Origin of the sequence: Sphingobacterium sp. SYP-B4668 (genome assembly GCF_027627455.1) — a bacterium.
In the GTDB taxonomy this organism is placed as follows: domain Bacteria; phylum Bacteroidota; class Bacteroidia; order Sphingobacteriales; family Sphingobacteriaceae; genus Sphingobacterium.
This window is the reverse complement of sequence record NZ_CP115483.1, coordinates 3,290,855-3,303,495: the sequence shown is the minus strand read 5'-3', so window position 1 is coordinate 3,303,495 and position 12,641 is coordinate 3,290,855. Positions and strand designations below refer to the sequence as shown.

The window sequence follows — 12,641 nt, the reverse complement described above, 5'->3', positions numbered from 1 at the left end:
ATCACAAAATTTGAGATTTAAAAAGCAAAAGTTTTTGGATATGGATGAAGGTTATTTAGCGGCGTAGGCAATTTGAATAAATTGTTGTGTATAGGATAAGGAACTTGTTTAACGGTTTTTAGTTTGAATAGCTTCTATAATGGTTTCATAGACATTTTCTGGAAAAATATTCGGTTGACCATACCAGAAGAAAGAATCGTTTCCTTCGTATACTCCAGCATGGATATGTCTACGTGTAGGTAGGTAACTTGATACATCATTGGAGTATCCCGCTACGCTTACCAATTGACCGGGCCAGATTTTTTTTATGCCAATGCTGTACTCTGTAACCACTTCTCTTGACAGCCCCACCAATTTCCAGTTTCCGATATTGACTGTTTGTACATATACCGGCATTTGTTTGGGCATGGTACCCTTTCGCAAGTGTTCTAACATCAGATTTGACCAGCGCACATTTTTTTCGGCTGCTACATCACCTTCATGAGCGCTGTTTTGTTGTCTAAAAGAAATCAAGTCTTCGATAGGCCATGGCTTTACTGCAAAATTTATGGTGTCCATATGATAGTGAATACTACCGGTTATAGGTGTTAAGTTGCTGTCCAATATCTGCTGGACAGCATTTGCCAGCTTTTTCCCAGTAATCCTATGGTCTGAGTCAACGGGGTTAATATCGCCAGCACATCCTTGCATAAACATGCTGTTGTTTATGGTAGGGTCTTGGTTTAGGAGATTGCGGGCAATAGCAGGATAGTTTGCACTGATTGTTACCCCTTCTTCACCTTGGTTGTTAAATACGGGATGACAGCCGTGCATGAACAAGATGTCATTTCTAGACTTATTTCCATATTCTACTTTAATAACGTCTACTTCATTGTCATATGGAATAGGATCTTGTTTTAAACTCCTATTTGCCCCGATTGTTGCGGTGCCTCTGCCAAAATAGATATTGGCTTTTGCTTCGGATTTTATAGCCGCGCCAATAGAAGCTATAATAGCAGGTTTTACGGTGCCATATAGATAGGTGCTATCTGGTTTTTGGCAATGATGCCCCCAAGTTGTCCAGTTCTGAGATACTGGTGCAAAATGCGTGTGAGAGGCATTGATTAAGATAGCGGATGCAGGAATACTATATTTTTTTTCAATGTCCTTTTTCACTTCACGTATAAAGAAGTCATCAAATCCGCATAAATCGAGCGCGGTTAGGACAACATGTTCTTTTTTTTCATCATTGATAGATAAAGCGTGCACAGTGAGGTTGTTGTCAGTTCTATGTTGAGCTAGAAAAACTGTCCCCGATGCATCAATGCCGTATAAAAGATTGTTGGAAATAGAAATTTGTTTGATATCTTGTTTGTAAGTAAGCCCATTCTGTATGGCTATTCTTAGCCATTCTCCCTCTGTTTGATACTGCAAAATCTCGTTCTTGCTTGTCAAGGCGTATAGGTGTGTGTCACTCGCGGCGAGGTCTATTATCGCATTTGCCGATCCTAGTTTCTGCCACAACAAATTTTTACCTTTTGGCGACTTCCATACCACTCCCTCTTCATCTGCGATGATGATTTCTTTGTTTTGAATTTCAAAGGCTCTTACTTTTCTAGTTTTAATAAGAGTGGGAACTTTTTGTGCGCGAAAAAGGTGGTTGTGTCGAGCAGGATGCTCTTGCTTAACCCATTCGAGACTAAAGCGACCTTCTCTAGGCGCGCCATAGCCTGCCAACGAGACAGAAAAAATCGATGCAGGAGGATCGATACTCCGTTGGGCACTACCTACTCGATACGTGTTTTGGGCAGCTGAGCGTTTCGGCAAAATGAATAATGTCAAAATAATCAAAAGTATAGGAATCTTTATGCGCATCTTATTTGAATTAAATTTGCTTTTTTATCAATACATCCTGTGCTTTTTTAACACTTCCATGCATCAACAGTAGTGATTTTGCATGATTGTAGTCTGCGATACCCGATGTTTTCATTAGCATTCTTACTGCTCGATCGGTAATTTTATCATTAATCAGTGCCACATGTACCATGTTATTATCTTCCACTCGACCTAGTCTAATCATCGTAGTTGTACTGATTATGTCAAAGAGCATCTTTTGGGCGGTGCCACATTTCATTCTTGTGCTTCCGGTGATAAATTCGGGTCCCGTGAAAACTTCGACAGCATAATCGCTCTGAGAGGCAATTGGTGATTCGGGATTACTGACGATACAGCCAGTCGTAATTTTTGCGGCTTTACACATCCTTAGTGCTTCAAGTACAAATGGGGTAGTGCCACTGGCTGATACTCCGACCACGATGTCATGATCACTGATTTGATGGTTCTGTAGCGCGGTCCATCCAGCAACTGTGTCATCTTCTTTTTCCTCTAGTGCTTCTGCCAAATGGTCGACACCACCTGCTAGTATGACATTTAGTACGCCCTTGGGTATTCCATAAGTCGTAGGTAGTTCAATAACGTCCAACACAGACAATCTGCCTCCGCTTCCTGCGCCGATATAAAACATGCGTCCGCCCATTTGTAATTTTTCAACAATAGCGGCAATCAATCTGCTAACCTGCGGCAATGCTTTCTCTATTGCAAATGCGACTGTTTTATCTTCATTATTTATAGCAGAAATCAATTCATCTATTGATTTTTTCTCTAAATCTCTATGTAAAGAAGACTGTTCTGTTATACGGTCCATATATTCTGTATTATTTTTTTAAGTATGTTATATATTCTCCTATTCTGCGGGCTTTAAGGGCCAAAATCCCTTCGGATTAAATCTATATCTCCAGACATCTCCAGAGGAGTCCAGTGCTAATAAATCGGTACCTGAGACAATCACTGATTTGTACATATCCCAGCCTGTCCCAACTTGTTGCCTAGTGTCCGGTATCCCGCTAGCAGACATTGGGATATGCCACAATGTGCCATCTGGCTGTATAGCTAGCAAAGAATGATGATAGGCTATAATTTGTTTATAGCGATTCCAATCCGTGGCTATATCTCTAATGTTACCACCATCCAAATCACCTGCATCATTATATGGATAACTAGTAGTTAGCCCTTCGGGGCGTACACCTATCAAGAATTCCTGATAGGGAATGACGTGTTTAAAAATGTTCCACCCCCATCCGATGGTTCGATTAGCTCCTAATTCGCCGGTATCGTTTACCAGATATTGAACCACATCTATATTTAAGCCTACAATGCGATTGGGTTGGAAATAGAATAGGTTTGTAAAGGCATTAAATCCAGTTCCTATTTGATTGCCTTTTTTGTAAAGACCATCTTCTCCTGATGCATATAATGCCAGGTTTCCATCTGGAGACTTGCTGATTAGTTTTCCATCTTTAAAACTAAATAGTACCCCCCCGGTATAATCTCCAAGAGATAGAACTTTCTCTCGAGGCACTTCTCCCGGGGCATAGGACCCTACGACTTCGAAGTAAACAGTATTTAAAGATTCTTTGATCGACGCATCTGTAGAGGTGATGGTCACGGGTAGAAGATAGGAGGTGAAGGGTTCAAGGATGCCTTTTCCCATTATCTGTATTTTTATCTGTTCCGTTTTTGAAGACCCTGAGGGAATCACTGCCTGCTTTTTTTCAAACGTATAGCTTTCCGTAGGCAGTATCTCATACGATTGGTCGTGCAGTAGGTTGAATTCTTCCACTGCTTTTTGATTGACGTCGAAATTAATCACGATTGAACGATCAGCTTTGTGAGGGCCTCCTAAGAAAGCGCTAATACTTAAATCGTGAACTTTATCAGTCAGGCTTATTTGTTTCAAAATCGGATTTTGATTAGCTTGAGGCATGTATACATTGCCGTACTTTTCAGCTTCCGGAATATCCAGATTCACGCTAACTTCTTTATTGCAAGATGTTATGTTTGCAGCGAAGATTAGTGGAACAAATGTTATTAGGAACCTTTTCATCATGGTGGATAAAGTTTAAAGTTTCGCTATAGCAGAAGCATGCTTTTTTATTTTTTTGATCGCTAATCCAATTTTATCCATGTCATCCCGACTTCCCAATAGCATGTTTTGGAAAAACCAAACGGACTGCTCTGTTGTCAATTTGTCATTTTGCGGACAGGCATTGCGTTCCAACCATTCTTTCATCGTTTTCTCTCCATAGATTTTAACGTAATGTTGGTTTTTGGCGAGGCTGGTGACATATTCGTCCTTATTCATTTGACCATAACCGGCTGCGCAAGGTATGCCTTCTGCTTGCAATGCTTCGATAAATTTGTCCCGGCTTAGGCCTGCGAATTGTTCTTTAAAATATCTAAACATGTATAAGTGATATGCGCTACGCGTAGTGCCATCATAGAGCTTAGCTGGCTCTACACCTCCGATCTCTTTTAGCAGCTTATTGAGGTATTTTGCATTTTCATCGCGTCGAGAAGCTTGTTCTTGTAATCGGCTCATTTGAGCAAGAAGTAGGCTTCCTTGAAATTCTGTTAACCTTAGGTTTGTTCCCCTCGTTCCTGATCCGGTGCCAAAGGACGTAGTACTTCCACCTTGACCCTGATTATGAAAGCCATAGCATGTTTTTGAAAAATTAGCATCATTCGTGATTATTGCCCCACCCTCAGCACAATTTAAGTTTTTGGACGCTTGGAAGCTGAAAGCCCCTGCTAGTCCATAATTTCCTACTTTCTTGCCTTTCCACTCCGCTAGATGTGCTTGACAAGCATCTTCAATTAAGGGGATTTTATGTTTTTGGGAAATTTCAAGTAGGTGGTCGATATTTGCTGGCGATCCACCGATATGTACAGGCATCAAGACCTTTGTTTGCTTGGTAATTGCTGATTCCACTTTAGTCGAGTCAATCTGAAAGCTTTCAATATCCGTATCCACGAAGATGGGTAAAGCGTAATTTAGAACGGCTACATTATAAGTTGCAATAAATGTGTATACAGGCATGATTACCTCATCACCTGGTCCTACATCCAGAGCTCCAAAAATTGTATACAATGCACTTGTACCACTGGACACCCCCAAGCAATGCTTGGCGCCCCATAATTTGGCATATTCACTTTCGAATTGGGACATGACGGTTCCTCCAAGTCGGCCCCACTGACCGCTTTTTAATACCCCTGTCAATCCTTGCTCTTCCAGCTCGGTAAATATGGGCCAACTTGAGAAATTTCCGCTATGTGATTTCGCGCCACCCAAAATGGCGGGTTTGCCGTCGTTTGCAAATGAAAAATTTGGAATACCCACAGCCACGCCTGTTCCCAATATGGCGACTTTTTCTAAAAATTCCCTTCTGCTCGTGTTCATGTTATTGTTTTGATTCTTGTTCATTTTATAGTTGTTATAGTGATTAGATTTAGTAAGGACTGGTGTCTACCATCCAGGGTTTTGTACGAAACTAGGGTTCTTGTCGATTTCGCTTTGTGGTATCGGAAATAAATAGTGTGTCGGATTTTGAAAAACACGTGTTTCGGTAAGTGTTCGTTTATAAAAAACTTCGTCCTGTAAATGTGTCCCTGCACTAACATTCATTCCATAGAAAGGTCCCTTATCTGTTAGATGGGCTATTTTCCAGCGATGACAGTCAAAATAGCGATGTGTCTCAAATGCCAGTTCTATACGTCTTTCATTCCTGATTCGAGCCCGCATCTGCTCTTTGTTTAAACCGTCGGGGAGGGCAGGCATCCCTGCTCTGTCACGTATCTTATTTATATACATGTAGACATCCGTTACAGGGCCCTCGGCTTCGTTTAGTGCCTCAGCATAGTTAAGATAGAATTCCCCTAGTCTAAAGAATATCCAAGTCTTTAACGAAAATCTCCCTTGTGTAATACTCACAGTTGGATCCATGAATTTTTTCAGTAGGTACCCCGTTGTATTGTAATCCCTTCCTGCATTTCCGCGTCCGTCAGCTCCAGTCTGCCAAAACTCCAATTTCTTGTTTAAAAAAAGAGCTCCATTAAAATTGATGGTTGCATAGAAACGGGGGTCTCTATTGACATACATATTTCTGACTCCTTTTAGCCATTTTCCATTTGGTTCATCTTCTTGTGCATACCCAGTTTCGATATATTCTGAAGCTGCATTTATAATAGGTGTTCCGTTTGCTTGATAACCAATAATGGGTATTGCGCCACTGGCCATTTCATACGAATCAATGTGGACCTGGGTTGGGTTCCATCCATTCCATCCACCCAAGCTACCTGGAAAAGCGCATTTCTCCATCCAGCCGTCTAAGCCTGAGTTGCGTGCAAACAAGACTTCTCTATTATTACGTTCAATAAATAGTTGTTGGTAATTATCAACAGGATTGTTGGACGCTGCCCTAAATAAGCCATATCCAGCCGCTTCTGATAATGCAATACATTGTTTATTTGCTTCCGCTGCAATCTTCCATCGTTCGCTGTCGTGTGTGGCAGAAAAAAGCTTTGTCCCATCTTTATCCGCAAAATTCGAATAGTCGGGATTTCCGTTCCATAGTGGGCTTGCGTGATACAGAAGTACACGTGCCTTAAGTGCTAAGGCCGCTGCTGCAGTGGGTCTTCCTAACTGTCGAGAGTCGATCACCTTCATGGGGAGTAGGTCGATTGCTGCATCACATTCTTTGACAACAAACGTAACGCATTCGTCCAGTGGTTTGCGTTTTATTTGTGAAAAATCGTCGTCAAGTTTGACGTCATAATCCATAATCGGTACTGGACCATATATCCGCATTAACATGAAATGATAAAAGGCTCTCAAAAAAACAGCTTCTCCTATCCATCTACGTTTGTCGTTTTCCGTAAATGTGGCATCAAGCGGTGTTTTCTCGATATGTTTCAAAAATATATTTGCTTTTCTGATCCCTTCATACATGTTCTTCCAGATTTGACCTGCGACATTATAGGAGTTCCATGATCCACGGTTCATGAGCTTTGAGAATTTTTCCGGCCAGGGAACGGTCAATTCATCTGAAGCGATGACAAAGGGGTTGATATCCGCCATGTCCGTGAAATAGATTTCGTTCGGAATTCCGGCATAAATATCGGTGAGGAAAGCTTCTGCATATTTTCTTTGTAGAAATGCTTCTTCTATCGTGATATCTTCCTCAGGACCCTTTTCTAAGAAATCTTTTTGACAAGAAGTGATCCATATAAATTGCAGAATTAGTAGTCTGCCAATAAGTTTTTTCATACAAAAGATGTTAAAAATGAATTCATTAGGTAATTGTTTTTGACAATCCTGTTTTTTTATCTAAAGTCCACTTGTAAGCCTACATTTATGGACCGTTGCAGGGGGTATCCTCCAGTTCCGTCGTTAGACTCGGGGTCCATTACTTTTATGTGGTCCCATGTATATAGATTCATGCCGTTCAGAAATAATCGTAGTGACGTTAAGCCTAGTCTATTTGCAGCTTTGCTTGGAAGACTGTATCCTATTTCAACATTTCGAATTCTGAGATAGTTTCCATTTTTCATCCAAGTGGTCGAATTCAAAAAATTATTTGGATTGTTTCCCACATCAATCGCTGGGTATTGGGCGTCCTTATTTTCGGGCGTCCATCGATTATCATAATATTCCCGCATTACATTGTTTACCCCCAGTCCATCATAAAATGGCCACATTGACAACCCCGACATAAAAACGCTGGTTCTCGCGGCCCCTGTAAAATATATACTGAAATCAATGTTCTTATAACCTACAGTTCCGCCGAATCCAAAAGATATTTGAGGTAATCGCGGAAAACCTACCGGTATTTGGTCAAAAGCGTCAATTATTCCATCTCCATTGATATCCTTATACTTTACATCTCCCGGTCTAGGTGTTGAAAAAGTTTGTCTCGGCCATGCGGCAATTTCTTCCTCACTTTCAAACAATCCTTCGGAAATAAAGGCAAATGACTGCCCAAGTGGAAGTCCTTTTCCCGATAGGTAGGAAAAGCGACGAACAGGTTCGTCATTTTCTATAACTTCATTTTTAGCAAATGTGAAATTTCCTCGTAAGGAATATAAGAAGCCTCCACTGGTTGAGTTTCTGGCTTCGATCAAGCCATCGATTCCTTTATTTTTTATAGCTGCAATATTAGCGTAGGGAATTGACCATGGAAAAAAACCGGCAACAGAAGGTACCGTTTGTCGCTGCAGCAAAATACCAGTCCTTGTTTCATTGAAGGCGTCGATTTGGAGCGTTATCTTATCGTTAAAAAATCCTAGGTCTACACCAATGTTATTCTTTGTTGAGCGTTCCCAACTGATGTTTGGGTTTCCAATCTGATTTTCTTCCATACCATGAAATAATTGTTGGTCGGCGCCGAAATAGTAAGATTGACCAGAAGTATTGATTGTATTTAGAAATAAGAATCTTTGACCTATCTGGTCATTGCCGACCTTGCCACTAGAGGCTCTTATTTTAAAATTGTTGATAATCGATACGTCCCAAAAATTTTCGTTGGAAATCACCCAACCCGCAGAGTATGCTGGGAAAAATCCAAATCTGCGGCCTTTTGGAAAATTCTCAGACCCGTTGTATCCAAAATTTACTTCTGCTAAATATCGGTCCTTGAAGCTATAGGTCGCTCGGCCTGCTATTCCTTGCCTTCTGTAGGGGAGATTCAAAATAGAACTTCCTGCGGTCAATGCTACATAATCACGTTGGTTGTACAGAAGCATTCCACTAACTAGGTGCTCGTTAAAAGAGCGTTCTAGATTGATTTGGGTTTCCATATAAATAGCTCTGTTGCTATTGTTGTTTGTCCCATATCCTAAAGGTTGCTCCTCTCGGAATGGGACACTGTATAAATCTTCACCCGTATCTGGATCTTTGCCCAAATAGCGTTTGACCTCAAAGGTTTTAATTCTAGAATTGTCTGTCTGTGCTAATCTGTCATAGGAAAATAGACCTCTTAGCGAAAGTCCAGGGGTAACCAATTTAGAAAGGTCCCATCGCGTACCAAACGTGCCTTGTAGTGTGCTACGGTCTTGTGTTGTATAGCCCGATTGGGTAGCAAGTCCCCAAGGATTTCCGCCTACATAGGTAGATGCTCCTCCAGGTGTGCCGTCTGGATTTAATATGGGATACGCAATTGGTGAGATCACCCGCATATTACCAAAAATGGCGCTAGCAGATGAACCTGGATAATTGCCGTTTTGAATGATTCCTCCAATCCCAAGTTGCATCGTCAGCGCCTCCGATAGCTTTAAATCCACGTTGCTCCTGAAGTTGTACCTTTTTATATTGGCATTGGTATTGAACTTATTATTCGGGTCCTGTTTATAAATTCCATTTTGTAGGGTATAGCCCACATTAGTATAATATTGTATGGATTCACCACCTCCAGCGACGCTCAAGTTGTTAATCGTCTGCCATGTATCTCTTTTTAAAACGGCATCAGTCCAGTTTGAGTTTGGATACAAATATGGGTCTGAGCCGTCGTAATATTTTTTGATTTCGTCTTCACTCCATCTGGGGTCTTCCCCAGCAAAAATACGAGCTTCATTCATCAGGGAAGCATATTCGCCCCCATTGATATAATTGGGCAGTCTTAGGGCTTTTAGTCCAGCGTATTCCGTTCTGAAATTGATTGCAGGTTTTCCAATTGTGCCCCTTTTTGTATTGATTAAGATAACGCCATTCGCCCCCCTTACACCATAGACCGCCGTCGCAGATGCATCTTTGAGTATGGTGAAGCTTTCGATTTCTTGTGCGTTTATTTGATTCATATCCCTTTCTACACCATCGATAAGGACTAGAGGAGCATTGTTTCCAAAAGTTGAAAGCCCCCTTATAAATACCTGTGCTGCATCATAGCCCGGTTCGCCACTGGCTTGCCTAGTTATTATTCCAGGAAGTTTTCCTGCGATAGCATTCGAAAGTGCAGGTGTTGAGACCTTCTGCATCTCTCGTACGGAAATGGTTGATATCGCTCCTGTCACGGTTACCTTCCGTTGGGTTCCGAAACCAACTACAGCAACCTCCTCCAATACACTTTCTGTAGAAATCATCACAATAGTCAGGGAGGTTCGATTACCTATGAGTATTTCTTGGGCTTGAAAGCCGATATAACGAAAGGTTAAGGTGTCAATAGGGGAGGCCGAAATCACAAAATTGCCCTCGCTATCTGTAATAGTTGTGACGTTTTTATTTTTGACGGATACAGAGGCTCCATTGATTCCTTTATTTGCAATATCCGTCACTCTTCCTGAGATGTCTTTTAATTGAGCAAATGACGCTTGATGAAATAGTAAGAGCATCAACAAGCAAACGTAAATAGATACGTTTGCTCTATTCTGCTTCAATAGTCTCCATTTATAAAATAATTGCTTCATATTGGTTAGTTGTTGGGTATTGAATTGCTTGTTAGTCTTAAAATCATCAATTAGGTGTATGTCATTCAAGCATGCGGCTGGTTATTTCATAATCTGGATTTGTGCGTGCTTTGAGCAATATTATGGTTTTTAATTTATTTATGCAAATAAAAACCGCAAATAAATACGGATATTTTTTGCTGAAATTAATTTATGTCTCGAATTAATCTACGTTAAAGGTCTTTTAATTGTGTTTAAATTAAGTTTAATTGAATTTTTCACCTTATGATATACGATTTGAAAACCGGAAGATTAGTGATGGCTTTATTTGCGTTATTTCTTTAAAACCGCAAAAATAGCGCATAATGTAATGAGCCCAATTGTATAAAAATTAATATCTTTGCTTGAAAGCAATGCAATTATAATAGAGGAGTTCAATCGATATTTACAATTCATGAAGAAAGAAAAAAGGCAAGCAATGATTTTGCGGGAAATCGATTTACATAACAAAGTGTTATCTGTTGATTTAAGTGAGCAGTTGAATGTGTCGGATGATACGGTTAGAAGGGATCTCAAGGAACTGGCTGATCAGGAGAAAATCATTCGTGTTCATGGCGGTGCTGTTAGTAAATCCTTTGTCAAGCCGTTCAATATTGAAAATCTAGTGTATGCGCTGGATGCCAAGAAGTTAATAGCAAAAAAGACGCTAACGCTATTGAAGAATAATATGGTGATTCTCACCGAAGGCGGTACGACGATATTAGAGCTAGCAAAGGTGATTCCTAGCAATTTGAAGGTCACGATTATTACGATAAGTCCTCAAGTTGCCATCACGCTATCTGATCACGACAATTTAGATGTAATTAGTATTGGAGGTAAGCTGACTAAAAACGCAAACCTGCATATCGGCGCGAGTGTAGTCAACCAACTTGCGGGTGTCAAAGCTGATCTTTGCATACTCGGAGCCAATGCTTTTTCAGCCGAAGACGGATTGACCGATATGGATTGGGAAGTGGTCCAAGTGAAGATGGCATTGATCCGATCCGCAAAGAAAGTCGCGGTTATTAGCATTTCCGAAAAATTGAACAGCTCCAAATGGCTTAATATCTGCTCCGCCAACCAGATACATTATTTAGTGACCGAATTGGACGCTAAAGACGGTTTCTTAGCTGCTTATGCCCAAAAAAATATCACCCTGCTGTAAATAGACGATGAATTTTTATGAAGCAGGCGAACCTAGCCTAAATACTAATAAAGCAATATATAAGTCTTTTAGACTGCGAGGGATTTGGTCGATATCGAACGATAAAGCTCTGTAGTATTCTTTGATCTGATTTCCCGAGGTCGATAATTGTAGTGTTGATAAAACAATTGGCTGAAGTGATGCGGGTATTTAAATCCGCAAGCATACGAGATTTCTTTTATACCCATCTCGCTATTCAATAAGAGGTAAAGTGCATGCTTCATCCTAGCTTTTCGGATATAACCGAATACAGTATCTCCGTAACGCTCTTTAAACGCCTTTTTGAGCTTGAAGTCATTGATGCCAAATGATCGGCAAATGTTTTTGAGCTGCAGATCTTCTCCAAAACTACGATCTAAATACAATTTTATCTCCTGTAGAATATGGAGGTCCTCGCTTTTCCATGAAGTGTATCCCAAAGATTCTGTTCCTTTCGAAAAAACCGAAAGCATGATTTCTATGGCCTTGCAACGAATGTAGTCTTTTGCAAAAGTGCCTTGATAGGAATGGGATAGGAGGTCGCCTATTAGGTTTTCCTGATCCAAACTAATAGGGATAGCCTTTCTAAAGAATGTCCAGCTATTCACCAAAAAGTGCTCTTTTAATTGTGTTTGGGTAAATCCTTGCCCCCTTAAAACAGACAGCAGAAAGTCGAATTCGATGTGGATATCCAGGACTTTGCGGGATACCGGATAGTAAAGGCTCCCTTTTGTTGTTGGAAGATAGATGAATTGTTGATGTCCATTTGGTATAGGAATTTGCTTGCCCTCTATATTCGTAAAAAAAGACGATCCTTCTATTTCAAATTGAAATTTGACCATATGCTCGGGATGCTCTACCAAAAGATTGAACGGTTTTTTGACGGTCCACTCTTGGTAACACACTACAAATTGTTCACAGTGACAATACCGCATTATTCCTTCTACCACATGATTAGAAAGTGGTCTGATCTGAAATCCCTTGTAAGATTCTTGCAAGGGAGGAGTTAAAAATAGGGCTTTCAGCAATGCATCACCGTAAAACTGTTGTAAAGTCAGACTTTCCATTTTATCCCTTCTTTGATTTTTATAATCCCTTATGTGTTATTTCTAACATAACAAAGCTAATACTTTTGCATCATTATTTATAATAGTTCTAAATAAAATAA

Annotated in this window: 8 protein-coding genes; 1 reads left to right on the top strand and 7 read right to left on the bottom strand. The window is 40.5% G+C overall.

Annotated elements, in window-relative coordinates; all coding sequences use genetic code 11:
* Positions 1-108 precede the first annotated feature (108 nt).
* Genes OQ289_RS13750 through OQ289_RS13725 form a run of 6 tightly spaced genes read right to left on the bottom strand, consistent with a single transcriptional unit; the run spans position 109 to position 10,272 of the window.
* A complete protein-coding gene (locus tag OQ289_RS13750; protein WP_270087433.1) occupies positions 109-1,854 on the bottom strand; it encodes a hypothetical protein in 1,746 nt (581 codons plus the stop codon).
* A gap of 10 nt (positions 1,855-1,864) precedes the next feature.
* Positions 1,865-2,683, bottom strand: a complete 819-nt coding sequence (locus OQ289_RS13745) for an N-acetylmuramic acid 6-phosphate etherase (protein ID WP_270087432.1) — start codon at positions 2,681-2,683, stop codon at positions 1,865-1,867.
* 39 nt (positions 2,684-2,722) lie between these two features.
* A complete protein-coding gene (locus OQ289_RS13740; protein ID WP_270087431.1) occupies positions 2,723-3,925 on the bottom strand; it encodes a BT_3987 domain-containing protein in 1,203 nt (400 codons plus the stop codon).
* 12 nt (positions 3,926-3,937) lie between these two features.
* Positions 3,938-5,299: a DegT/DnrJ/EryC1/StrS family aminotransferase gene (locus tag OQ289_RS13735; RefSeq protein WP_270087430.1), complete on the bottom strand. Its 1,362-nt coding sequence runs from the start codon at positions 5,297-5,299 to the stop codon at positions 3,938-3,940.
* Positions 5,300-5,341: 42 nt separating this feature from the next.
* Positions 5,342-7,141, bottom strand: a complete 1,800-nt coding sequence (locus OQ289_RS13730) for a RagB/SusD family nutrient uptake outer membrane protein (protein ID WP_270087429.1) — start codon at positions 7,139-7,141, stop codon at positions 5,342-5,344.
* Between the two features lie 56 nt (positions 7,142-7,197).
* Positions 7,198-10,272 carry a SusC/RagA family TonB-linked outer membrane protein gene (locus tag OQ289_RS13725; RefSeq protein ID WP_270087428.1) on the bottom strand — a complete coding sequence of 1,025 codons (3,075 nt, stop codon included), beginning with the start codon at positions 10,270-10,272 and terminating at the stop codon, positions 7,198-7,200.
* A 433-nt stretch (positions 10,273-10,705) separates the two neighbouring features.
* On the opposite strand from OQ289_RS13725, the gene OQ289_RS13720 reads away from it, so the two are divergent.
* Entirely contained in the window at positions 10,706-11,455 is a 750-nt protein-coding gene (locus OQ289_RS13720; RefSeq protein ID WP_033562811.1) for a DeoR/GlpR family DNA-binding transcription regulator, read from the top strand.
* A gap of 68 nt (positions 11,456-11,523) precedes the next feature.
* Here OQ289_RS13720 and OQ289_RS13715 read toward each other — a convergent pair whose 3' ends face one another.
* On the bottom strand, positions 11,524-12,540 hold the full coding sequence (locus OQ289_RS13715) for a helix-turn-helix domain-containing protein (protein ID WP_270087427.1): 1,017 nt from the start codon (positions 12,538-12,540) through the stop codon (positions 11,524-11,526).
* Positions 12,541-12,641: the final 101 nt, after the last annotated feature.

Coding starts and splice junctions, on each gene's coding strand:
- OQ289_RS13750 (WP_270087433.1), bottom strand. CDS start 1,854: ATGCGCATAAAGATTCCTATACTTTTGATTATTTTGACATTATTCATT.
- OQ289_RS13745 (WP_270087432.1), bottom strand. CDS start 2,683: ATGGACCGTATAACAGAACAGTCTTCTTTACATAGAGATTTAGAGAAA.
- OQ289_RS13740 (WP_270087431.1), bottom strand. CDS start 3,925: ATGATGAAAAGGTTCCTAATAACATTTGTTCCACTAATCTTCGCTGCA.
- OQ289_RS13735 (WP_270087430.1), bottom strand. CDS start 5,299: ATGAACAAGAATCAAAACAATAACATGAACACGAGCAGAAGGGAATTT.
- OQ289_RS13730 (WP_270087429.1), bottom strand. CDS start 7,141: ATGAAAAAACTTATTGGCAGACTACTAATTCTGCAATTTATATGGATC.
- OQ289_RS13725 (WP_270087428.1), bottom strand. CDS start 10,272: ATGAAGCAATTATTTTATAAATGGAGACTATTGAAGCAGAATAGAGCA.
- OQ289_RS13720 (WP_033562811.1), top strand. CDS start 10,706: ATGAAGAAAGAAAAAAGGCAAGCAATGATTTTGCGGGAAATCGATTTA.
- OQ289_RS13715 (WP_270087427.1), bottom strand. CDS start 12,540: ATGGAAAGTCTGACTTTACAACAGTTTTACGGTGATGCATTGCTGAAA.